Here is a 20,792-nt window from a genome sequence, read left to right as displayed (position 1 = left end):
TGAGCCCGATGAGCCAGGCGGCGCAGAACCTGAACTGGTTGATCACCAATTTCGTGGACAACACCCCGGGGGTGTCGCACACGGTGGTGGTCTCCGCCGACGGACTCCTCCTCGCGATGTCCGACGGCTTCCCCCGTGACCGTGCCGACCAACTGGCGGCGGTGGCATCCGGACTGACGTCGCTGACGGCCGGCGCCTCGCGGATCTTCGAGGGCGGCTACGTCAACCAGACGGTGGTGGAGATGGAGCGCGGCTTCCTCTTCATCATGTCGATCTCCGACGGCTCGGCCCTCGCCGTGCTGGCGCACCCGGAGTGCGACATCGGTCTGGTGGGCTACGAGATGGCGCTGCTGGTCGACCGGGCGGGCGCCGTGCTCACCCCCGACCTGCGCGCGGAGCTGCAGGGCAGCCTGCTGAACTAGCCGACAACCGATGCACGTTGCCTGCTCGCCGGGCTAAGGTGCGTCGAGTGCAGTGACGCTCCGGCACGCCGTCGGGGAAGGGGAACGCAGTGGCAGCGCACCAAGAGGTACCTCACGGCGGTGAGGACTGGCGATACGGCTACGGCCCGCAGTCCGACCGGCCGGGCATGCCGCCGCAGCACGGGATGCCCCCGCAGCACGGTATGCCCCCGCAGCCGGGCGCTCCCGGCGTACCGTACGCGGCCCCCGGCGTGCCCTCGTCCCCGGGGGAGCCGCAGCACCCGTCGCCGTCTCCGCACGGCGGCGGCCCGGCGCAGCACCGGGGCAGTCCCGCGCCCGCGGCGCAGCCCCAGTCCGCGGCTGCGGCCCGCGGCGCCCGCGCGCTCCGCAGCCCGCAGTCCCGGCTGGTGCGCCCGTACGCCGTGACCGGCGGCCGGACCCGGCCGCGTTATCAGCTCGCCATCGAGGCATTGGTGCAGACCACTGCCGACCCCTCCCGCCTCACTTCCCAGCTCCCCGAGCACCAGCGCATCTGCCGACTGTGCTATGAACTCAAGTCGGTCGCGGAGGTCTCCGCGTTGCTGACCCTCCCGCTGGGCGTCGCGCGCATCCTCGTGGCCGACCTCGCGGAAGCCGGCCTGGTCACGATCCACCAGCCGGGCGGCGGCGAAGCCGCGGGGGGCCAGCCAGATGTGACTTTGCTCGAAAGGGTGCTCAGTGGACTTCGCAAGCTCTAGTGGTGTGGCCGGTTCTTCTCCGGCTCGTGCGACCACGTCGGCGAAGATCGTGGTGGCGGGTGGTTTCGGGGTGGGGAAGACCACGTTCGTCGGTTCGGTGTCGGAGATCAATCCGTTGCGTACCGAGGCGGTGATGACGTCGGCGTCTGCGGGGATCGATGATCTGTCGCAGGTGTCGGGGAAGACCACGACGACGGTGGCGATGGATTTTGGTCGTATCACGTTGGATCAGGATTTGATCCTGTATCTGTTTGGGACGCCTGGTCAGGATCGTTTCTGGTTCATGTGGGACGATCTGGTGCGTGGTGCCATCGGTGCGGTGGTGCTGGTGGATACGCGGCGGTTGGCGGATTGTTTCCCTGCGGTGGATTACTTCGAGAACTCGGGGTTGCCGTTCGTGATCGCGTTGAACGGGTTCGACGGTCATCAGCCGTACTCGCCGGACGAGGTGCGTGAGGCGCTGCAGATCGGGCCCGAGACGCCGATCCTCACCACGGACGCCCGCCAGCGCTCCGAGTCCAAGTCCACGCTGATCACGCTGGTCGAGCACGCCCTCATGGCCCGGCTCCGCTAACCCGTTTTGGAGTGCGGTCCGCGATCGGGTAATGTTCTGTCCGTCGCCGGGAACGGCGGCCACCGGAACAGAGCCCCCGCGACGGGGGTTGTGTTTTGGTGGGGTATGGTGTAATTGGCAGCACGACGGATTCTGGTTCCGTTAGTCTAGGTTCGAGTCCTGGTACCCCAGCGCAACGCAGTTGCAGATGTACACGCCCCCGTTGTGTAGCGGCCTAGCACGCTGCCCTCTCAAGGCAGTAGCGCCGGTTCGAATCCGGTCGGGGGTACAGGTCCTCTCCATCGCGAGGAGAGGATCGTCCAAAGGCCCCCGTTGTGTAGCGGCCTAGCACGCCGCCCTCTCAAGGCGGTAGCGCCGGTTCGAATCCGGTCGGGGGTACCAGCGCAGACTTCGAAGGGCCTCCCGCGGGGGGCCCTTTCCCGTGCCCGGCGGGCCTCAGCCCGTCCTGCGCAGCGCGTCCGTGAGCCGCGCGGCGGCGTCCACGACCGCCTGGGCGTGCATCCGCCCCGGGTGCCGGGTCAGCCGCTCGATCGGTCCGGAGACCGAGACGGCGGCCACCACGCGGTTCGACGGGCCGCGCACGGGCGCCGAGACGGACGCCACCCCCGGCTCCCGCTCCCCGACGGACTGGGCCCACGCCCGGCGCCGTACGCCCGACAGCGCCGTGGCCGTGAACCGGGCGCCCTGCAGCCCCCGGTGCAGCCGCTCGGGCTCCTCCCAGGCGAGCAGCACCTGCGCCGCCGAGCCGGCCTTCATCGGCAGCGTGGAGCCCACCGGGACGGTGTCGCGCAGCCCCGAGAGCCGCTCGGCGGCCGCGACGCAGATGCGCATGTCGCCCTGGCGCCGGTAGAGCTGGGCGCTCTCGCCCGTGACGTCCCGCAGGTGCGTGAGCACCGGGCCGGCCGCGGCCAGCAGCCGGTCCTCACCGGCCGCCGCCGCCAGCTCGGCGAGCCGGGGGCCGAGGATGAACCTGCCCTGCATGTCCCGCGCCACCATCCGGTGGTGTTCCAGCGCCACCGCGAGGCGGTGGGCCGTGGGGCGGGCGAGACCGGTCGCGGAGACCAGCCCGGCGAGGGTGGCCGGACCGGACTCCAGCGCGCTCAGTACCACAGCCGCCTTGTCGAGTACGCCGACGCCGCTAGAGTTGTCCATGCAACGATACTCACGTCTCACACTGTGAAACGCAAGTTCAAATTTCCGGGGAACGCGTCACCCTGGGGGGGGACCGCGCCCCGTCCGGCGCGAGGGGAGCGGACGGTGCCTGCGGGCACCGGCACGGACATGCGCACACGCAGTTCGCAATCGACGACGATGGGAATGCGATGGGAAGGACACTCGCGGAGAAGGTCTGGGACGACCATGTCGTCCGGCGCGCGGAGGGCGAGCCCGACCTTCTCTTCATCGATCTCCACCTGCTGCACGAGGTGACCAGCCCGCAGGCCTTCGACGGCCTGCGCAAGGCGGGCCGGCCGGTGCGCAGGACCGACCTCACCATCGCCACCGAGGACCACAACACCCCCACTCTCGACATCGACAAGCCCATCGCCGACCCGGTCTCGCGTACGCAACTGGAGACCCTGCGCAAGAACTGCGCCGACTTCGGCGTCCGGCTGCACCCGCTCGGCGACGTCGAGCAGGGCGTCGTGCACGTCGTCGGCCCGCAGCTCGGGCTCACCCAGCCGGGCACCACCGTGGTCTGCGGCGACAGCCACACCTCCACGCACGGCGCGTTCGGCGCGCTGGCGTTCGGCATCGGCACCAGCCAGGTCGAGCACGTGCTCGCCACCCAGACGCTGCCGATGGCCCCGTTCAGGACCATGGCCGTGACCGTCAACGGCGAGTTGCCCGAGGGCGTCACCGCCAAGGACCTGATCCTCGCGATCATCGCCCGCATCGGCACCGGCGGCGGGCAGGGCTACGTGATCGAGTACCGCGGCGAGGCCGTCGAGAAGCTCTCGATGGAGGCGCGGATGACGATCTGCAACATGTCCATCGAGGCCGGCGCGCGCGCCGGGATGGTCGCCCCGGACGAGACGACGTTCGCGTACCTCAAGGGCCGCCCGCACGCCCCGGAGGGCTCCGGCTGGGACGCGGCCGTCGAATACTGGCGCACGCTGCGCACCGACGACGACGCGGTCTTCGACCGGGAGGTCGTCATCGAGGCCGCCGAGCTGGCCCCGTTCGTCACCTGGGGCACCAACCCCGGGCAGGGCGCGCCGCTGTCGGCGCAGGTGCCCGACCCGGCGTCCTTCGACGACGCCAGCGAGCGGCAGGCGGCGGAGAAGGCGCTGGAGTACATGGGCCTCACCGCGGGGCAGCCGCTGCGCGAGATCGCGGTCGACACCGTGTTCGTCGGCTCCTGCACCAACGGCCGGATCGAGGACCTGCGCTCCGCCGCCGAGGTGGTGAACGGCAGGCAGGTCGCCGACGGCGTACGGATGCTGGTCGTGCCCGGCTCCGTACGGGTCGCGCTGCAGGCCGTCGAGGAGGGGCTCGACAAGGTGTTCACCGCCGCCGGGGCCGAATGGCGGCACGCCGGTTGCTCGATGTGCCTGGGTATGAACCCCGACCAGCTCGCCCCCGGCGAGCGCTCGGCGTCCACCTCCAACCGCAACTTCGAGGGCAGGCAGGGCAAGGGCGGCCGTACGCACCTGGTCTCCCCGCAGGTCGCCGCGGCCACCGCCGTGACCGGCCGGCTGTCCTCCCCGGCCGACCTGATCACCGCGGAGGTCTGATCCATGGAAGCCTTCACCACCCACACCGGGCGCGCCGTGCCGCTGCGCCGCAGCAACGTCGACACCGACCAGATCATCCCGGCCCACTGGCTGAAGAAGGTCACCCGGGACGGCTTCGAGGACGGCCTCTTCGAGGCGTGGCGCAAGGACCCGGAGTTCGTGCTGAACGACGCGGCGTACCGGGGCGGTAGCGTGCTGCTGGCCGGCCCGGACTTCGGCACCGGATCGTCCCGCGAACACGCCGTGTGGGCGCTGCAGAACTACGGCTTCAAGGCCGTCGTCTCGTCCCGCTTCGCCGACATCTTCCGCGGCAACTCGCTCAAGAACGGCCTGCTGACCGTCGTGCTGCCGCAGCCGGACGTCGAGCGGCTGTGGGAGCTGGCCGAGGCCGACCCGCGGACCGAGGTGACGGTCGACCTCCAGGCCCTGGAGGTGCGCGCCGGCGGTACGGCGGGGGAGCCCGCGTTCGCCGCCTCGTTCGAGCTGGACGAGAACGCCCGCTGGCGGCTGCTGAACGGTCTCGACGACATCAGCATCACCCTTCGGTACGAAGCCGACATCGCCGCTTTCGAGGCGGCCCGGCCGGCGTTCAAGCCGCAGACCGTACAGGGCTGACCGGCGGTTTCCGCCCCAGCCGAAGCCCCGCGCCCGCCACCGACCGGTGGCGGGCGCGGGGCTTCGCGCGCCGCCGCGTTGGCATGCCGACGAGCGACAACTCACCGCAGATGACACAATCGGCGCATGGATCCCGACGGCCAACTCGCGCTCTACGAGGCCGTCGCCGCCGGGCTGAAGGAGGCCCACCGCCAGGTGCGCGAGGTGGCCGCGACGGACGCCGAACGGGCAGAGCTGACAAGGCGCCTGCTCGCCATCACGGGTGCCGCGAAGCACGATCTCGCCGGAGCCGCAAGGCGGCTGGAGCGGCTGCGGCGGGAGCTGGACGCGCGCTCGTAGCGGTAGTCCGTTGCGACACAAGGGTGATGAGAGACGTTTTGCCTTTGATTTGCGGTATATATCTGCCTAACGTGCGAAAAAGCTTGAACATTTCGTTCCGGCAATCAATGCCTCAGAAGGGGAAGACGTGAACAAGGCCCAGCTCGTTGAAGCTATTACCGACAAGATGGGTGGCCGCCAGCAGGCCGCCGACGCCGTGGACGCCGTCCTCGACGCGATCATTCGTGCGGTCGTCTCCGGCGAGCGCGTATCGGTCACGGGCTTCGGCTCTTTCGAGAAGGTGGAGCGTCCGGCGCGCTACGCCCGTAACCCGCAGACCGGCGAGCGCGTCCGGGTCAAGAAGACCTCCGTGCCCCGCTTCCGCGCGGGCCAGGGCTTCAAGGACCTCGTCTCGGGCACCAAGCGGCTGCCGAAGCACGACACGGCCGTGAAGAAGGCCCCGAAGGGCAGCCTGTCCGGCGGCACCAAGACCACCGCCAAGGCCGCCGCCAAGAAGGCCACCAAGAAGGCCACCGCCGCCGCCAAGAAGGCCACCGCGAAGAAGACGACGGCCAAGAAGACCGCGGCCAAGAAGGCGCCGGCGAAGAGGACCGCCACCGCCAAGAAGTCCTCGGCGAAGAAGACGACGGCCAAGAAGTCGTCGGCGAAGAAGGCCGCCGCCAAGAAGACGGCCGCCAAGAAGTCGGCCAAGAAGGCCCCGGCGAAGAAGGCGACCGCCAAGAAGGCGCCGGCCCGCAAGGCCGCCGGCCGGCGGACCACCGCGAAGAAGACCACTGCCAGGAAGCGATGACGGACCCGGCGCAGGGTCCGCAAGCGGGGCCGGCTCCCCTCGGGGAGACCGGCCCGCGGCATGTCCGGGCCCGGCCGCAGGCCGCCGTAAGGGACCGGGCGGCGCCCCGGGGCCGCGGCCTCAGAAGGTCTGCAGCGTCACCAGGACGATCCTGCGCTCCTCGCCCGCGCCCTCGGTCTCGATCCGCACCCGCTGCCCCGGCCTGAGCAGCCGCAGCCCGCCCGCCGCGAACGCGGCGCCGTCGAAGGGCAGCGGCGTGCCGTCGTCGAGGAGCACGCTGCCGCTGCCGGTCTGCGGGTCGTACGTGAACGCTGTGGCCTGCATGCGCCGCAGGTTACCGGCCGGCGCTCAGCCGCACACGCCGTCGGACGCAGCCCGCGTACCCGGGGCGTGCCCGGGGCACCCGGCAGGGGCCCCGTCCCGGCCCCGGACCCCGTCCCCCTCGCGGGCCCCCTCCCCGTCGCGGACCTCGCGGCCGCACGCCGCCAGGCGGTCCAGCGCCGCCGCCGTGTGCCGCCCCACCCCCAGCGCCATTGCGGCCCGCAGGTCGGCGCCCGTATCGACGTCCTGCCGCACGGAGTCCACCCCGCGCAGCCCGATCTCCCGCGCCCCCGACGCCAGGTGCCGCGCCCGCGACGCGACCCCGAAGCCCGGCGCCAGCGCCGCTCCCGCGTCCGCCGCCAGCAGCGTCGTGCCCACCCCCGGGGCGTCGGCCAGGAACGCCCGGCCGCCGCCCGCCGCCGCGAGCACCCTGGCCAGCTCCGCGGGGCGCAGCGCCGGCAGATCCGCGTTGAGCGCCGCGACGGCCGCGCCGGGCGCCGCCGCCCGTACCCGCTGCTCCCCGTGCGCGAGCGCGGCGTTCAGCCCCGCCCGCGGTGCGTCAGGTACGACCCGCGCCCCCGCCGCCGTCAGTTGCCCCGCCGCCTCGGCGTCGTCGGTGACGACCGTGACGGAGGCCACCGCCGGGCAGCCGAGCGCCGCGCCGACCGTGTCGAGCGCGAACGCCAGCGCCAGCCGGCCCCGTCCCGGCTCGCCCGCCGCCGGGCCCAGCCGGGACTTTGCCAGCGCGAGCGGCTTCAGCGGTACGACGACATGCCACAGCGGCCGGTCCGGTCGGCCGGGGAGTTCCGTCTGCGCTGGTGCCGTGCGTTTCGTCATCGTCGTTACGCCCCATTGTCACCTGACCGTGCCGCGCGCGGCGGGGCGGCCCGGTCACATGGGCGTACGGTGTTCTCGACAGACGTGAGACCCGGGGCCAGACTGTTTCGGCCACGAAACGCGCACCGAAGAAAATCCGGGAAGGTGAAAAGGACCGTGTCACGGCGGAGGATCGGCTTCTGGTACCGGCTGGTCGCGGCCATCTGCAAGCCCCCGCTGCGGCTGCTCGTCAAGCGGGACTGGCGTGGCGCGGAGCACATACCGGCCGACGGCGGATTCATCACCGCCGTCAACCACAACTCGTATCTGGACCCGTTCTTCTATGCCCACTTCCAGTACAACACCGGCCGCGTGCCGCGGTTCCTGGCGAAGGACGGACTGTTCAAGAAGGGCGTCGTCGGCACCGTGATGCGCGGCACCGGGCAGATTCCCGTCTACCGCGAGTCGACCGACGCCTCCAAAGCATTCCGGGCCGCGGTCAAAGCCGTCGAGGACGGCGAGTGCGTCGCGTTCTACCCCGAGGGGACGCTCACCCGCGACCCCGGCCTGTGGCCGATGAAGGGCAAGACCGGCGCCGCCCGGGTCGCGCTCGTCACCAGGGCGCCCGTCATCCCCGTCGCCCACTGGGGCGCCAACGAGCTGCTGCCCCCGTACGGAAAGCCCCGGCCCTTCCCGCGCAAGACCTTCCACCTGCTCGCCGGGGAGCCGGTGGACCTGTCGGAGTTCTACGGCAAGGAGCCCACCCCGCAGGTGCTCGCGGAGGTCACCGAGGTCATCATGGACGCCGTCACCCGCCTGCTGGAGGAGCTGCGCGGCGAGCAGGCGCCCGCGGAGCGCTTCGATCCGAAGACCGTACGCGCCGAACAGCGCCGCCGCTCCGCGGACCGTAAGGAGAACTCGTGACGCGCTGCGCCGTCTTCGGCACCGGATCGTGGGGCACGGCCTTCTCGATGGTGCTGGCCGACGCCGGCTGCCGGGTGACGATGTGGGGCCGCAGAGCCGCGCTCGTCGACGCCCTCAACGCCACCCGCGAGAACCCCGACTACCTCCCGGGCGTGCGTCTCCCCGACGCGGTCACCGCGACCGCCGACCCCGCCGAGGCCGCCCGGGACGCCGAGTTCACGGTGCTCGCCGTGCCGTCGCAGACCCTCCGGGGCAACCTGGAGCACTGGGCGCCGCTGCTCGACCCGGGCACCGTGCTCGTGAGCCTGATGAAGGGCGTCGAGCTGGGCACCGCCAAGCGCATGAGCGAGGTCATCGAGGAGGTCGTCGCCAAGCAGGGCGCCGGCGCGGGCCCCGCGGGCGGTCCCGGCGGCGTACGCGGCCGGGTCGCCGTGCTCACCGGGCCCAACCTCGCCCGCGAGATCGCCGCCCGGCAGCCCGCAGCCGCCGTCGTCGCCTGCGCCGACGAAGAGGTGGCCCGCCGGCTGCAGACCGCCTGCCACACCCCGTACTTCCGCCCGTACACCAACACCGACGTCGTCGGCTGCGAACTCGGCGGCGCCGTCAAGAACGTCATCGGGCTGGCCGTCGGCATCGCCGACGGCATGGGCCTCGGGGACAACGCCAAGGCGTCGCTCATGACCCGCGGCCTCGCCGAGACCGCCCGCCTGGGCACCGTGCTCGGCGCCGACCCGCGCACCTTCGCGGGCCTGGCCGGCATGGGCGACCTGGTCGCCACCTGTTCCTCGCCGCTCTCCCGCAACCACACCTTCGGCACCAACCTCGGCCGCGGCATGACGCTCGCCGAGACCATCGCCGCCACCAGGCAGACCGCCGAGGGCGTCAAGTCCTGTGAGTCGGTGCTCGATCTGGCCCGCAGACACGCCGTCGACATGCCCATCACGGAGACCGTGGTGAGCATCGTGCACGACGGGAAGCCGCCGCTCGTGGCGCTGAAGGAGCTGATGTCGCGCAGCGCCAAGGCGGAGGGACACTGACGTCGCCCGGCGCAGCGGGTAGTCTGCGAGCGATGAGCAGCGAGCACTCCTACGAAAGCCAGGGCCGCAAGCCGCGCGTCGCCGTCGTTTTCGGCGGACGCAGCTCCGAGCACGGCATCTCCGTCGTCACCGCGGGCGCCGTCATGGCCGCCATCGACCGGGACAAGTACGAGGTGCTGCCCATCGGCATCACCGCGGACGGCCGCTGGGCCCTCACCGCGGACGACCCCGCGCGGATGGCCATCGCCGACCGCCAGGTGCCGCGCGTGGAGGAACTGGTCGACGACGAGGCCGAGGACGGCGCCGTCGTGCTCTCCGCGGACCCCGGCAGCCGCGAGGTCGTCTACGCCGAGCCGGGGCAGGTGCCCAAGGCGCTCGGCGAGGTCGACGTCGTCTTCCCGATGCTGCACGGCCCGTACGGCGAGGACGGCACGCTGCAGGGCATGCTCGACCTCTCCGGTGTGCCGTACGTGGGCTCCGGGGTGCTGGCCTCCGCGGTCGGCATGGACAAGGAGTACATGAAGCGGGTCTTCGTCTCGTACGGGCTGCCGGTCGGCCCGTACGTCGTGATCCGGCCGCGCGAGTGGGACCAGGGCGCCCCCGGGCAGGAGGGCGCGGCGGCCCGCAAGAAGATCGTGGACTTCGCCGCCGACCACGGGTGGCCGGTGTTCGTGAAGCCGGCGCGGGCGGGTTCGTCCATCGGCATCACGAAGGTCGGCGAACTCGGCGCGCTGGAGGACGCGCTCGCCGAGGCGCGCCGGCACGACCCGAAGATCATCGTGGAGGCGGCGGTCGAGGGGCGCGAGATCGAGTGCGGCGTGCTGGAGTTCGAGGACGGGCCGCGGGCCAGCGTGCCCGCCGAGATCCCGCCGACCACCAGCCACGACTTCTACGACTTCGAGGCCAAGTACATCGACTCCGCCGCCGGGATCGTGCCGGCGCCGCTGACCGCGGAGGAGACCGCGGAGGTGCAGCGGCTGGCGGTCGCCGCGTTCGAGGCGTGCTCCTGCGAGGGGCTGGTGCGGGCGGACTTCTTCCGCACCGCCGACGGCGGCTTCGTGATCAACGAGATCAACACGATGCCCGGCTTCACCCCCATCTCGATGTACCCGCGGATGTGGCAGGAGTCCGGCGTGAGTTACCCGGAGCTGGTCGACCGGCTCATCCAGGCGGCGCTGCGCCGCTCGACGGGGCTGCGCTAGCAGCCCCCTGCGGCCCGCGGCCCGTGACCGGTCCCGGGCCCGCGGGGGCGTCAGAGCGTGCCGGGCACGGTCTTGTCGACCGCCTCCGCCAGGTCCGTCAGCGCGTTCACCTCGGGCGCGTACGCGCCGGGCACGGTGACCTCCACGAAGGCCCTGCGCTGCGTGGTGGTGAAGCGGGCCCCGTCGTCCAGCTCCTCGTACAGCCAGTCGACGCCGTTCACGCTCACCGCGTCGGCGGTGGGGTTGTAGTGTTCACTCCCGGGCGTGAGCACCTCCGGCCTGGGCACGCCGCAGCGCAGCTCGACGGCCGGGTCACCCCACCCGGCGGTGAGCGCCGAGACCGGATCGGTCTCGCGGCGACTCTGGCCGTCGACGGTGCCGGGCAGCCGGTCGGCGAGCGCGCGGCAGTGGTCCACGGCCTTCCCCTGCGGGGTCGGCACGGCCACCTGCGGCGTGCCGCCGCCGCCACCGGAACAGGCGAGCGGGGCGGCGAGCAGCAGCAGTGCGGCGGGCAGGCGGAGAGCGGAGCGGTATGGCCGGGTGGGGCGGAAGTGCAGGGCGGGGCGTTCGCTCCGTGCGCCGCGGTGCGTGGCGCCGGGGCGCCGGGGCGTGCGGGGCGGCCGGGACGGTGTGCTCATCACCGGCCGAGCATACGGGGGGCCTAGAGATGGACGACCGGGCAGGTCAGGGTCCGGGTGATCCCCGACACCTGCTGGACTCTGGCGACCACGAGCCGGCCCAGTTCGTCGACGGTGTCCGCCTGCGCGCGCACGATCACGTCGTAGGGACCGGTCACGTCCTCGGCCTGGATCACTCCGGGGATCTTGGCGATGACTTCGGCGACGGCCGACGCCTTGCCGACCTCGGTCTGGATCAGGATGTAAGCCTGTACCACGGAACCTCCAGGGGCGGCTTCGAGGATCATGGGAGAGGAGACGCAACCGTATCGCGTACTCCGGCCGGCGCGGGAGGGTCGGGAGCGGCCGTGACGGGCGAGACCGCGGGCGCCGGGTTGACGGAAGGAGCGATCCGATGAGGGGCCACGGGCAGGGCCAGGGCACCGTGGGGGAGCTGGGCGAGTTCGGGCTCATCCGGGAGCTGACCTCCCGGCTGACCACGACGCCCGCGGTACGGATCGGTCCGGGGGACGACGCCGCGGTCATCAGCGCCCCCGACCGCCGGGTCGTGGCCAGCACGGACGTGCTCATCGAGGGCCGGCACTTCCGCCGCGACTGGTCCACGGCCTACGACGTGGGCCGCAAGTCCGCCGCCCAGAACCTCGCCGACATCGCCGCCATGGGCGCCGTCCCCACCGCTCTGCTCCTCGGCCTCGTCGTCCCCGCCGACCTGCTCGTCACCTGGCCCGCGGAGCTGATGGACGGGCTGCGCGACGAGTGCCAGGTCGCCGGCGCCGCCGTCGTCGGCGGCGATGTCGTACGGGGCGACGCCATCACGCTCGCGATCACCGCGCTCGGCGACATGCAGGGCCACGAGCCGGTCACCCGCGCCGGCGCCCGCCCCGGGGACGTGGTGGCGGTGACCGGGTGGCTCGGCTGGTCCGCGGCCGGTCACGCCGTGCTGGCGCGCGGCTTCCGCTCGCCCCGCGCCTTCGTCGAGGCCCACCGCCGCCCCGAACCGCCCTACCAGGCGGGCCCCGCGGCGGCCGCGCTCGGCGCCACCTCGATGACGGACGTCAGCGACGGGCTGCTGGCCGACCTCGGCCACGTCGCGGAGGCGGGGAAGGTCCGTATCGACGTCCGCACCGCGGCCCTCGACGTGCCCGGACAGATGGCGGACATCGGCAAGGCGGTGGGCGTGGACCCGCTGCAGTGGGTGCTGACGGGCGGCGAGGACCACGCGATTGTGGCGACCTTCCCGCCGCAGGTGAAGCTGCCCGCGCGGTGGCGGGTCGTCGGCGAGGTGCAGGCGCCGTCGGCGGCGGCCCAGGTGACGGTGGACGGCGAGCCGTGGCGGGGCGCGGCCGGCTGGGACCACTTCGGTGGCTGAGCCGGCGGGCACGGAGGGCCCGGAGGGCGGCGGGGGCGGCGCGAGCGCGCCGCCGCGGGTGCTCACCGTCGCCGGCTCCGACTCCGGCGGCGGCGCGGGCATCCAGGCCGACCTGAAGACGATGCTCGCGCTCGGCGTGCACGGCATGAGCGTCGTCACCGCCGTGACCGCGCAGAACTCGCTCGGGGTGCAGGACAGTTGGACGCTGCCGGTGGCCGCGGTGCGCGGCCAGTTCCGCAGCGTCGTCGACGACATCGGGGTCCAGGCCGTCAAGACCGGCATGCTCGCGGGTGCCGAGACGGTGGCGGCGGTCGCGGAGCTGCTGGCGGGGACGCCCGCGCCGGTCGTGGTCGACCCCGTGGGGGTCTCGACCCACGGCGACCGGCTGCTGGCGGCCGAGGCGCTGGACACGGTGCGGACCCGGCTGCTGCCGGTCGCGACCGTCGTCACCCCGAACCTGGCCGAGGTGGCGTGGCTGACCGGGATCCGGGTGGCGGGCGAGGCGGACATGCGGCCGGCGGCGGCGGCGCTGCTCGCGTACGGGCCGCGCTGGGCGCTGGTCAAGGGCGGCCATCTGCCGGCGGACGAGGGCGCGGTGGACCTGCTGACGGACGGCACGGAGGAGCACTGGCTGCGCGCGCCCCGGATCCCCGTGCGGCACACCCACGGCACGGGCTGCACGCTGGCGAGCGCCGCCGCGGCGTATCTGGCGCGGGGGCGGGCGGTGCCGGAGGCGGTGGCGGCGGCGAAGGAGTACGTCACGGGGGCGATCGCGGCGGGGTTCCCGCTGGGGGCGGGGACGGGTCCCGTGGACCACGGCTGGCGGCGGCGCGGGGCGTAGGCCCCGGGGACGCCGTGCCGTACGGGCCGGGGGCGTGCCCCCGTACGGGCGGGAACTGCCTTCTCCGTACGGCCCGGTGGGGCCGCGCGGACACGAGAGAGCCGGCCCACCCCGCGGTGGACCGGCTCGCCGTGCGTGGGCGGCTGCGCTACGTCAGCGCGAGACCTTGCCCGCCTTGATGCACGAGGTGCAGGCGTTGAGGCGCTTCGGCGTCCCCCCGACCACGGCGCGCACCCGCTGGATGTTGGGGTTCCAGCGGCGGCGGGTGCGGCGGTGCGAGTGGGAGATGTTGTTGCCGAAGCCCGGCCCCTTGCCACAGACGTCGCAGTTGGCAGCCACGGGTCACTCCAAGCTTCTGATGCACGTACGGTCGGAACCCGGCAGCGCGCCCTTCTCCGGGAAGGAGCAGGCCGGCCGTGCCGGGGGAGGAAGGCCCGGTACGGGACCGGGCAACCTGTGCAGCATACTACGGCGCTTCCCGGCGGAGGAAATCACCGGTCCAGCGGCTACGCTGCCGCTACACCGTACCCGGCCGTGCCGTCGTCCGTTCCGAGGGGGTTGTGCAGTGCTCGACGCCTCGTCCGTGCGGGCCTGGTGCGCCCTGGCCCTGGAGGCGCTGGGCCGGGGCCGGGAGGAGATCGACGCGGTCAACGTCTTCCCGGTCGCCGACGGCGACACCGGGACGAACCTGTACCTGACGGTGGAGTCGGCGGCGCAGGCGGTGGACGCGGTGTACGGGGCGTTCGCGGCGGAGACCGCGGGCAGCAGCGGCGGCGTGGAGCCGGCGGTGGCGGACGTGCTGCGGGCGATGGCGCACGGGGCGCTGATCGGGGCGCGGGGCAACTCGGGGACGATCCTGGCGGAGCTGCTGCGAGGGCTGACGGGCGCGGTGGTGGCGGCGGACGCGGGCTCCGGTACCGGCTCCGGCCCGGGTTCCGGGGCGCTGCTGGCCGGCGCGCTGCGGCGGGGCGCGGACGCGGCCCGGGCGGCGGTGGAGCACCCGGTCGAGGGCACGATGCTGACGGTCGCCGACGCCGCCGCGGCCGCGGCCGAGGGGTCGGGCGCGGGCGACGCGGCGCGGGTGGCGAGGGCCGCGTACGACGGCGCGCGGGAGGCGCTGGCCGCGACGACCGGGCAGTTGGACGTGCTGCGCCGGGCGGGCGTCGTGGACGCCGGAGGGCTGGGCCTGGTGGCGGTGCTGGGCACGCTCGCCGACGCGCTGAGCGGTGCCGCGCGCCCCACGGAGCTGGAGCTCGAAGGGCCGGCGGGCCGCGGGGCGGGTTCCCGCAGGACCACCGCCCGCCACGAGGGCGGCGACGCCGCCTGTCCGGTGCCGGCCGGGGGCGGGCCCGGGTACGAGGTGATCTACCTGCTGGAGGCCGCCGACGACGCCGTCGCCCGGCTCAGGCCGCGGCTCGACGCGCTCGGCGACTCCCTCGTCGTCGTCGGCGGCGACGGGCTGTGGCGGGTGCACGTGCACGTCGACGACGCCGGTGCCGCCGTCGAGGCGGGCGTCGAGGCGGGCCGCCCGTACCGCATCCGGATCACCCACCTCCCGGCCGGCACCGCCGCGCCCCCGCGCGGCGGTGCCGGCGGCGGGCCCGGGGGCCGGGCCGTCGTCGCCGTCGTGCCGGGCGAAGGGCTGGCGGCGCTCTGCGCGGAGGCGGGCGCGGGCGTGGTGACCGTACGGGAGGGGGAGCCGCCCGCGAGCGGGGAACTGGCGGAGGCGATGCGGCGCACGGGCGCGCGGGAGGTCGTACTGCTGCCGAACGACGCGGAGTTGCGGCACACCGCGGCCGTGGCGGTGGAGGAGGCGCGCGCGTCCGGCGTGCGCGCGGCCCTCATCCCGACGCGCGCGGCGGTCCAGGGACTTGCTGCGCTCGCGGTGCACGACCCGGGGCGGCGGTTCGACGAGGACGTGGTCGCGATGACGGCCGCCGCGGGCGCCACGCGGCACGCGGAGCTGGCGGTCGCGGAGCAGGAGGCGTGGACGACGGCGGGTATCTGCCGCCCCGGCGACGTACTCGGGGTGATGGAGGGCGACGTGGCGGTGGTCGGCGCCGACCTCGCCGGGACCGCGGAGGCGGTGCTCGACCGGATGCTGGCGGGCGGCGGTGAGCTGGTCACGCTGGTGCTCGGCCCCGACCTGCCCCGGGGCTTCGGCGCCCGCCTGGAGGCGCACGTACGGAGTGGGCACCTGGCGGTGGACACGGTCGTGTACGAGGGCGGCAGCCAGTCGGCACCGCTGCTGATCGGGGTGGAGTAGCGGGGGGCGCCACGCGGTCGGCGGGGACGCTCCCGGGCGGAGCCCGGCCGCACGCGCCGGGTGGCGGCGGTGCGGCGCGGGCTGCGGCGGCGGTCAGGCCCCGGCGGCCCCGGCGTGGTCCAGCAGCGCCCGGGCCTCGTCCCGGCGGGACTCCGCGGTCTCGCCCGCGGCGTCGTCGTCCGCGTACGCGGCGAGTACCGCGCGGGCGCGCCGCGCCGCCGCCCCGGGGCGGCCCAGGTCGGCCTCCAGCCAGGCGGCGAGGAGGTGGGCGCCGGTGTACTCGTCGCGGCAGTCGGGGCCGAGACCGGCGAAGCCGGCCACGGCGCGTTCGACGTGGGCCAGCCCCTCTTCGTACGCGGCACGGGCGGCCTCGGCCGCGTACTCGTCCGGGTCGTGCGGCGTGCTGCCGGCGGCGGCGGTGATCAGGTCGCCGGTCTGCCGGTGCGTGGCGGCGAGTTCGGCGAGCAGGACGTCGCGGCGCCCTCCGCGGACCGGGGCGCCGCCGGCCTCGGCCGCCACCGGGGCGCCCGGCTCCGTCGCCGCCAGGGCCGTGGTCAGCTCCCGTTCCGCCTCCGCCATCAGCGCCCGGCCCGCCGCCGCGCCCTCCTGCTCCGGCCGGAGCGCCAGCCAGGCGCGGGACCTGAGCGTGCGGATCAGGGCCGGGACGTCGCCGAGGTCCCGCCAGAGCGCGCCGGCGCGCTCGTACGCGCGGGCCGCCTGGGTGTCCAGGTCCGCGCTGCTCAGCGACTGCGCGGCCAGCGTCGCCAGCATCGCGTGGTCGCGGGCGCCCTCGCGCGGCCAGTGCGCGGCGATCTCCGCGGCGAGCAGGTACTGCTCCGCCGCCTGCTGGTGCTCCCCGAGCCGCCCCAGGGCGTCGCCCAGCCACCAGCGCGTCTGCACCACGGTGCCTTCGCCGTGCCGTTCCGCGCCCAGGTCCGCGAGCGCGTCCTCCAGCACCGTCGCCGCCTCCGCCGCGCGGCCGAGGCGGAGCAGGGCGCCGCCGAGGTGGTGGCGGGCCCAGGCGCCGGTGCCGGCGGAGTCGCCGGCCTCGTCGGCCCAGAGGGCGGCTTCGAGCAGGTGCTCGGCGCCTTCGCCGTCGCGGCCGGTGTTGCAGAGGACGTCGGCCAGTTGCAGGTGCAGGCCCGCCTGCCCGGCGGGCTGGGCGTGCAGGGCGCTGTGCTCCAGCGCCCCGCGCACGGCGCGCTCCGCGGTCTCGCGGTCGCCGAGCCGGGACGCGAGGCCGGCCAGCGCGGACCGGGCCCGTACGGCGTACCAGGGCACGCCCGCGGCGGCGTACCCGTCGACCGCCTGCGCGTACAGCGCCGCGGCGGGCTCCGTCTCGCCGCGGCGGGCGGCGAGTTCCGCCCGGAGTTCGTACGTCTCGGCGATCCGTCCCGCGACGCGCGGATCGTCCGCGTACGGCGCGGCGAAGTCCGCCACCGCGGCCACCGCGTCGGCGGCGGATCCGTCCGCCGCGGCGGTGCCCTGTGTGCCGGAAGCCCCGTCGCCGCGCATGGTGTGGATACGGGCCCGGCAGATCAGCGCCGTCGCCGCCTCGGCCGCCGTGGCGCGGCCCTCCGCGTGCAGCGCCAGCGCCCGGGTACAGGGCTCCGCGACCGCCGCCAGGGCCTCGTCCGTACGCCCCTCGCGGGCGAGGGCGAACGCCGCGCGGGCGCGCGCCACCTCGGCCTGGCCCGGGTCGCCCGCCGCCTCGAAGAGCCCGGCCGCCGTCCCGAGGAGCGCCGCGACCTCGGCGTCGGCGGTGTCCGGGTGCATCGCGCGGTGGGCGGTGGCCTCCGCCCGGTCGCGTACGGACAGCTCGGTGCCCGCCTCCGCCGCCGCGCGCGCCGCGTCCGCCCAGGCCCGTACCGCGTCGGGGCGGCGGGCCTGGGTCAGCTCCCTGGCGGCCGCCAGCAGCTCCGCCACCCCGGGCCGTGCCGCGGGGGCCCCCGCGGCGGGCGGCGCCGCGGCACCGGCGGCGGAAGCCGCGGGCCGGCGCACCGGCCGGCCCACGCGCAGCCCCAGCGGCAGCCGCTCCGTCAGCGGCTCGCGCGCCATCCGCTCGCGTACGCCCGAGGACACGGCCGCCGTGCCGTTGCGTGCGTCGAAGCGGCTGGCGAGCGCCAGCGCCTCGCGCTCCGCGTACGCCCCCAGCTCCGCGACCTTCCACTCCCGTCCGGGGTCCCCGGCCCCCGGCGGGCCCACCACCGGCTCCGCGCCCAGGCCGAGATCCGCCAGCCGCCGCGTCAGCAGCGCCGTCACCGCCAGGTACGCCATCAGGCTCGACGGCTCGCCCCGGTCGGTCAGATAGGCGGGCCGCTCCGCCAGCAGCTCCAGGCCCCGCGCCTCGTTGCCCGTCAGCGCGCAGAACTCCACGTGCCGCGCGAACGCGAACCGCATGCTCTCCATCCGCCGCACCATCCGGTGCCCGCGCAGATGGTTGGCCCGCGCCTCGTCGACGCGGCCCAGCCGCAGCAGGGGCAGGAGCGACTCCGCGAGCGTGGCGTGCGGCTCGTGCGCGCAGGTGTGCACGCCGCCGAGCACCGGCGCCCACAGCTCGAGCGCGGCGGCGTCGTCCCCGTGCCCCGCCTCCCGACTGCCCTGGCCGCGCAGCTCGCAGGCGTGGCAGTCGCTCGTGGCGTCGCGCTCCGCGGCGCGCCAGGCGGCGTACGCGCGGGCGGCGCGCGCGTCGTCGCCGACGTGCTCGGCGATGTGGTACTCGGCCTGCCGCACGGCGCGTTCGCTGTGGCCCGCGAGGCGGTAGCGGCGCTCCATCTCGGCAAGCCACTTCTCCATCGCCGCCAGCGGGATGTGCGGCTGGTCGGTCATCCCGGAGGAGACCCACTTGAACATCCAGAACAGCCGGTGGGCGTCCTCCTCGTCGAAGTCCTCCGGACACTCGTCCCACATGCGCAGCAGCCGCGCGAAGGGGACGAACATCTTGTCCTGCTCGGAGCTGAAGTTGTACGTCTGCAGCAGGTGGATCAGGGCCTCGACGACGAACGCCGCCTGGCCGGTCCGCTCCGCCTCGGCGAGCAGCCGCTCCGCGCCCGCGTTGCGGCCGGGGCCCTCCGGCTCCCGCGCGTTGTCGTGCATCGCCTGGCGGAAGGCGACGATGTCGGCGGGAGGCCCGGCGGGGGAGGGGGCGGGGGCGTCCGTGCTCATCGGCCGTCCTCCTCACCGGTGCCGGGGGCGCCGGCCGCGGGGTCCGCGGCCCCCGGCGGGTGCGTCGCCCACTCCAGCAGGCCGGCGAACGCCCGGTTCAGCAGCGCCGAGTCGGCGGGCCGCAGCGGGCGCTGCGCCATCAGCAGCGCCTGCCCGTACAGCGCCTCGACCGCGCTGCCGACCAGCTCGGGAGCGCCCAGCGTGCTGATCCTGCGCACCAGCGGGCTGCGGTGGTTGAGGACGAGCCGGGCGCGCGGGGCGCCGCCGCGCAGGCTGCCGAGGATGTCCGCCCACAACTCGTCGGCCTGCTCCTCCTCGTCCGCGCGGGCCCGTTCGTGCCGGGCGGCGCGGTCGTCGAGGTGGAGCGCGGGCACGGTCAGCGGGTGGAAGGCGCGGAGCACGACGTCGCAGGCGAGCGGGTCGAGGCGGGCGCGGGCGACGCCGAGGAAGCCGGACAGGGCCAGCTCCTCGGCCGCGTCGACGCCGTCCAGGTGGGCGGTGACGGTGTCCGGGTCCAGCTCGGCGACCGCGGTGCCGGGGCGTACCCGCGGCAGCAGCTCGACCAGCTCCGCGTCGTAGGTGTAGCCGCCGTTGACGACGCCGATGCCCTGCGCGGAGGCGATCGGCGCGACCTGCCGGAACTCCTCCACGCTGCGGGTGAAGTGCACCACCGGGTGGCGCTGCGCGAACTCCGCCAGCGACACCTGCCCGTCGGTGGTCTCGAACGGCAGCCACGGCAGCATCGTGCGCAGCATCTCCTCGTCGTGCCGGGCCAGCGACTTCACGCCCAGGTGGTGCACGGAGAGGAACTGCGTGAGCCGGTCCGGGTCGCCGGTGGCCAGCGAGGTCAGCCAGTCGCGTACGGCCCCGCCGAGCGCCTCCCGTACGGCCAGGAGCGTCTCGTCCTCGTACAGCGCCTCCCGTGAGGCGGTCGGGCGCAGGCTGTCGGTGTCGACGACGCAGCGGACGAAGAACGCCCAGTCGGGCAGGAGCCCTTCGGCGCGCGCGGTGAGCAGCATGCCCTTCAGATGCACGCGGTGCCCGGCGCGCTGGGCGGGGCTGACGGCGGACGGCAGCACGTACGCGACCCCGCGTACGCCCGCGAGCGGCACGTCCAGCTCGACGGCGTCGAGCGGGGTGAAGCCGAAGACGTCCCGGCAGTGGGCCGCGAGAGCCACCCGCCGGGCGGCCGGGCTCGGGTACGGGCGGTCCCAGACCGCCGGCAGCTCGGTGACCGGCGTCTCGTCCACACGCACGTCGTACGGCAGGAGCGAGCCGAAGTCGCGGGCCAGGCCGGCGACGCGGGCCGGCTCGAACCACTCGGCGCAGCCGGGCCGCGGCGTCAGGTACACGGTGGTGCCGGGCTCGGGGCGGGCGGCCGGGGGGAGCGTCCGTACCGTGTACGAACCGTCGCCGGCGGCCGTCCACTCCACCGGCGGCGCCCCGGGCTCCCGCGCCGACCTGCTGACCACCCGGATCCGCTCCGCGACCAGGAAGCAGGCCAGCAGCCCGATGCCGAACCGGCCCAGGAACCCGGCCCGCACGGACTCCAGGCCCCCGGCGCGCTTGGAGCTGCGGCCGATGGTGGCGAGCAGCTCGTGCACCTCCGCCTCGGTGAGCCCCACCCCGCTGTCCTCGACGCGCAGCCCGGCGCCGCCGCCGTCCCGCGGGTACAGCCGGATCCGGTCCGGCGCGCCGGGGTCGGCCGCGCGCCTGGCGGTGACCGCGTCGACGGCGTTCTGCAGCAGTTCGCGGAGATAGACCCGCGGACTGGAGTAGAGGTGGTGGGAGAGCAGGTCCACCAGGCCGCGCAGGTCGACCTGGAAGGTGTGGGACGAGGCGGGCGCAGCGTTCTCAGATGTCATCACTGGAGCGCCGGCGGGGGGGTGGAAGGGGCGGCGCGGGTCGGGCGATCCCGATCGGCGTCGGTGATCGCGAAGGGGAGTTCGAGGCGGACCATCGTAGGACCGCGCGGGCCCGGGTTACCAGGGGTTTCCACGC

General features: G+C 74.6%; 21 protein-coding genes and 3 tRNA genes. 16 read left to right on the top strand and 8 right to left on the bottom strand.

The annotated features are described in order from the left end of the window. The first annotated feature begins 8 nt into the window (after positions 1 to 8). The 6 genes from FB457_RS26940 (at position 9) to FB457_RS26915 (ending at position 2,114) form a co-directional block, all read left to right on the top strand. Positions 9 to 422: a roadblock/LC7 domain-containing protein gene (locus tag FB457_RS26940; RefSeq protein WP_078524293.1), complete on the top strand. Its 414-nt coding sequence runs from the start codon at positions 9 to 11 to the stop codon at positions 420 to 422. An 89-nt stretch (positions 423 to 511) separates the two neighbouring features. Continuing rightward, a complete protein-coding gene (locus tag FB457_RS36445; RefSeq protein WP_486589146.1) occupies positions 512 to 1,159 on the top strand; it encodes a DUF742 domain-containing protein in 648 nt (215 codons plus the stop codon). After that, complete coding sequence (locus FB457_RS26930; RefSeq protein ID WP_078572953.1) at positions 1,140 to 1,733, top strand: GTP-binding protein; 594 nt, start codon at positions 1,140 to 1,142, stop codon at positions 1,731 to 1,733. The genes FB457_RS36445 and FB457_RS26930 overlap by 20 nt, the downstream gene beginning before the upstream one ends. A gap of 99 nt (positions 1,734 to 1,832) precedes the next feature. After that, a tRNA-Gln gene (locus tag FB457_RS26925) sits at positions 1,833 to 1,904 on the top strand. A 24-nt stretch (positions 1,905 to 1,928) separates the two neighbouring features. Next, positions 1,929 to 2,001: transfer RNA gene (locus tag FB457_RS26920), tRNA-Glu, on the top strand. Between the two features lie 37 nt (positions 2,002 to 2,038). Then, a tRNA-Glu gene (locus FB457_RS26915) sits at positions 2,039 to 2,114 on the top strand. 54 nt (positions 2,115 to 2,168) lie between these two features. Here the strand turns inward: FB457_RS26915 and FB457_RS26910 are convergent. Next, on the bottom strand, positions 2,169 to 2,885 hold the full coding sequence (locus FB457_RS26910) for an IclR family transcriptional regulator (RefSeq protein ID WP_047018299.1): 717 nt from the start codon (positions 2,883 to 2,885) through the stop codon (positions 2,169 to 2,171). 170 nt (positions 2,886 to 3,055) lie between these two features. Here FB457_RS26910 and leuC point away from each other — a divergent pair, with 170 nt between their 5' ends. The 4 genes from leuC to FB457_RS26890 all read left to right on the top strand — a co-directional run bounded on the left by leuC (position 3,056) and on the right by FB457_RS26890 (position 6,212). Continuing rightward, a complete protein-coding gene (gene leuC / locus FB457_RS26905; RefSeq protein ID WP_125937356.1) occupies positions 3,056 to 4,468 on the top strand; it encodes a 3-isopropylmalate dehydratase large subunit in 1,413 nt (470 codons plus the stop codon). A gap of 3 nt (positions 4,469 to 4,471) precedes the next feature. Next, positions 4,472 to 5,083, top strand: a complete 612-nt coding sequence (gene leuD, locus FB457_RS26900; protein WP_047018301.1) for a 3-isopropylmalate dehydratase small subunit — start codon at positions 4,472 to 4,474, stop codon at positions 5,081 to 5,083. Between the two features lie 126 nt (positions 5,084 to 5,209). Further along, positions 5,210 to 5,422: an SCO5555 family protein gene (locus FB457_RS26895; protein ID WP_047018302.1), complete on the top strand. Its 213-nt coding sequence runs from the start codon at positions 5,210 to 5,212 to the stop codon at positions 5,420 to 5,422. 127 nt (positions 5,423 to 5,549) lie between these two features. Continuing rightward, positions 5,550 to 6,212, top strand: coding sequence for an HU family DNA-binding protein (locus tag FB457_RS26890; RefSeq protein ID WP_047018303.1), 663 nt, complete (start codon positions 5,550 to 5,552; stop codon positions 6,210 to 6,212). 120 nt (positions 6,213 to 6,332) lie between these two features. Here FB457_RS26890 and FB457_RS26885 read toward each other — a convergent pair whose 3' ends face one another. Together FB457_RS26885 and cofC are read right to left on the bottom strand one after the other, a co-directional pair. Further along, entirely contained in the window at positions 6,333 to 6,536 is a 204-nt protein-coding gene (locus FB457_RS26885) for a hypothetical protein (protein WP_047018304.1), read from the bottom strand. A gap of 24 nt (positions 6,537 to 6,560) precedes the next feature. Beyond that, the gene (gene cofC / locus FB457_RS26880) at positions 6,561 to 7,370 is read right to left on the bottom strand and encodes a 2-phospho-L-lactate guanylyltransferase (protein ID WP_047018305.1); all 810 of its coding nucleotides are present in this window, start codon (positions 7,368 to 7,370) and stop codon (positions 6,561 to 6,563) included. Positions 7,371 to 7,526: 156 nt separating this feature from the next. Between cofC and FB457_RS26875 the strand changes: the two genes are divergently transcribed. Genes FB457_RS26875 through FB457_RS26865 form a run of 3 tightly spaced genes read left to right on the top strand, consistent with a single transcriptional unit; the run spans position 7,527 to position 10,512 of the window. Continuing rightward, the gene (locus FB457_RS26875; RefSeq protein ID WP_047018306.1) at positions 7,527 to 8,273 is read left to right on the top strand and encodes a lysophospholipid acyltransferase family protein; all 747 of its coding nucleotides are present in this window, start codon (positions 7,527 to 7,529) and stop codon (positions 8,271 to 8,273) included. Then, positions 8,270 to 9,310: an NAD(P)H-dependent glycerol-3-phosphate dehydrogenase gene (locus tag FB457_RS26870; protein ID WP_047018307.1), complete on the top strand. Its 1,041-nt coding sequence runs from the start codon at positions 8,270 to 8,272 to the stop codon at positions 9,308 to 9,310. The genes FB457_RS26875 and FB457_RS26870 overlap by 4 nt, the downstream gene beginning before the upstream one ends. Positions 9,311 to 9,342: 32 nt before the next feature. Further along, positions 9,343 to 10,512: a D-alanine--D-alanine ligase family protein gene (locus FB457_RS26865; RefSeq protein WP_047018308.1), complete on the top strand. Its 1,170-nt coding sequence runs from the start codon at positions 9,343 to 9,345 to the stop codon at positions 10,510 to 10,512. A gap of 50 nt (positions 10,513 to 10,562) precedes the next feature. Here the strand turns inward: FB457_RS26865 and FB457_RS26860 are convergent, their stop codons facing one another. Together FB457_RS26860 and FB457_RS26855 are read right to left on the bottom strand one after the other, a co-directional pair. Then, positions 10,563 to 11,150 (bottom strand): DUF3515 family protein, encoded by a 588-nt coding sequence (locus FB457_RS26860; protein WP_078898458.1) that lies wholly within the window; start codon positions 11,148 to 11,150, stop codon positions 10,563 to 10,565. A 23-nt stretch (positions 11,151 to 11,173) separates the two neighbouring features. Next, entirely contained in the window at positions 11,174 to 11,407 is a 234-nt protein-coding gene (locus FB457_RS26855) for an Lrp/AsnC family transcriptional regulator (RefSeq protein WP_018839656.1), read from the bottom strand. A gap of 137 nt (positions 11,408 to 11,544) precedes the next feature. On the opposite strand from FB457_RS26855, the gene FB457_RS26850 reads away from it, so the two are divergent. Both FB457_RS26850 and thiD read left to right on the top strand, forming a co-directional pair. Continuing rightward, the gene (locus FB457_RS26850; protein WP_047018309.1) at positions 11,545 to 12,519 is read left to right on the top strand and encodes a thiamine-phosphate kinase; all 975 of its coding nucleotides are present in this window, start codon (positions 11,545 to 11,547) and stop codon (positions 12,517 to 12,519) included. Then, positions 12,512 to 13,360, top strand: a complete 849-nt coding sequence (gene thiD, locus FB457_RS26845; RefSeq protein WP_047018310.1) for a bifunctional hydroxymethylpyrimidine kinase/phosphomethylpyrimidine kinase — start codon at positions 12,512 to 12,514, stop codon at positions 13,358 to 13,360. The genes FB457_RS26850 and thiD overlap by 8 nt, the downstream gene beginning before the upstream one ends. A 153-nt stretch (positions 13,361 to 13,513) precedes the next feature. Here thiD and rpmB read toward each other — a convergent pair whose 3' ends face one another. Further along, a complete protein-coding gene (gene rpmB, locus FB457_RS26840) occupies positions 13,514 to 13,699 on the bottom strand; it encodes a 50S ribosomal protein L28 (RefSeq protein WP_018839653.1) in 186 nt (61 codons plus the stop codon). Between the two features lie 226 nt (positions 13,700 to 13,925). Between rpmB and FB457_RS26835 the strand changes: the two genes are divergently transcribed. Further along, a complete protein-coding gene (locus FB457_RS26835; protein ID WP_145783546.1) occupies positions 13,926 to 15,626 on the top strand; it encodes a DAK2 domain-containing protein in 1,701 nt (566 codons plus the stop codon). A 93-nt stretch (positions 15,627 to 15,719) separates the two neighbouring features. On the opposite strand, the gene FB457_RS26830 is transcribed toward FB457_RS26835, so the two are convergent. After that, positions 15,720 to 18,791 (bottom strand): tetratricopeptide repeat protein, encoded by a 3,072-nt coding sequence (locus FB457_RS26830; protein WP_145783544.1) that lies wholly within the window; start codon positions 18,789 to 18,791, stop codon positions 15,720 to 15,722. Further along, entirely contained in the window at positions 18,788 to 20,656 is a 1,869-nt protein-coding gene (locus FB457_RS26825) for an HSP90 family protein (RefSeq protein WP_047018313.1), read from the bottom strand. The genes FB457_RS26830 and FB457_RS26825 overlap by 4 nt, the downstream gene beginning before the upstream one ends. Between the last annotated feature and the right edge of the window lie 136 nt (positions 20,657 to 20,792).

This window comes from Streptomyces sp. CNZ287 (assembly GCF_007827615.1).
Note: the sequence above shows the minus strand (reverse complement) of the source record. Positions and strands in the feature narration are given on the sequence as shown.

Coding starts and splice junctions, on each gene's coding strand:
- FB457_RS26850 (WP_047018309.1), top strand. CDS start 11,545: ATGAGGGGCCACGGGCAGGGCCAGGGCACCGTGGGGGAGCTGGGCGAG.
- FB457_RS26825 (WP_047018313.1), bottom strand. CDS start 20,656: ATGACATCTGAGAACGCTGCGCCCGCCTCGTCCCACACCTTCCAGGTC.
- leuC (WP_125937356.1), top strand. CDS start 3,056: ATGGGAAGGACACTCGCGGAGAAGGTCTGGGACGACCATGTCGTCCGG.
- FB457_RS26865 (WP_047018308.1), top strand. CDS start 9,343: ATGAGCAGCGAGCACTCCTACGAAAGCCAGGGCCGCAAGCCGCGCGTC.
- FB457_RS26910 (WP_047018299.1), bottom strand. CDS start 2,885: ATGGACAACTCTAGCGGCGTCGGCGTACTCGACAAGGCGGCTGTGGTA.
- FB457_RS26830 (WP_145783544.1), bottom strand. CDS start 18,791: ATGAGCACGGACGCCCCCGCCCCCTCCCCCGCCGGGCCTCCCGCCGAC.
- FB457_RS26940 (WP_078524293.1), top strand. CDS start 9: ATGAGCCAGGCGGCGCAGAACCTGAACTGGTTGATCACCAATTTCGTG.
- leuD (WP_047018301.1), top strand. CDS start 4,472: ATGGAAGCCTTCACCACCCACACCGGGCGCGCCGTGCCGCTGCGCCGC.
- FB457_RS26885 (WP_047018304.1), bottom strand. CDS start 6,536: ATGCAGGCCACAGCGTTCACGTACGACCCGCAGACCGGCAGCGGCAGC.
- cofC (WP_047018305.1), bottom strand. CDS start 7,370: ATGACGAAACGCACGGCACCAGCGCAGACGGAACTCCCCGGCCGACCG.
- FB457_RS26860 (WP_078898458.1), bottom strand. CDS start 11,150: ATGAGCACACCGTCCCGGCCGCCCCGCACGCCCCGGCGCCCCGGCGCC.
- FB457_RS26895 (WP_047018302.1), top strand. CDS start 5,210: ATGGATCCCGACGGCCAACTCGCGCTCTACGAGGCCGTCGCCGCCGGG.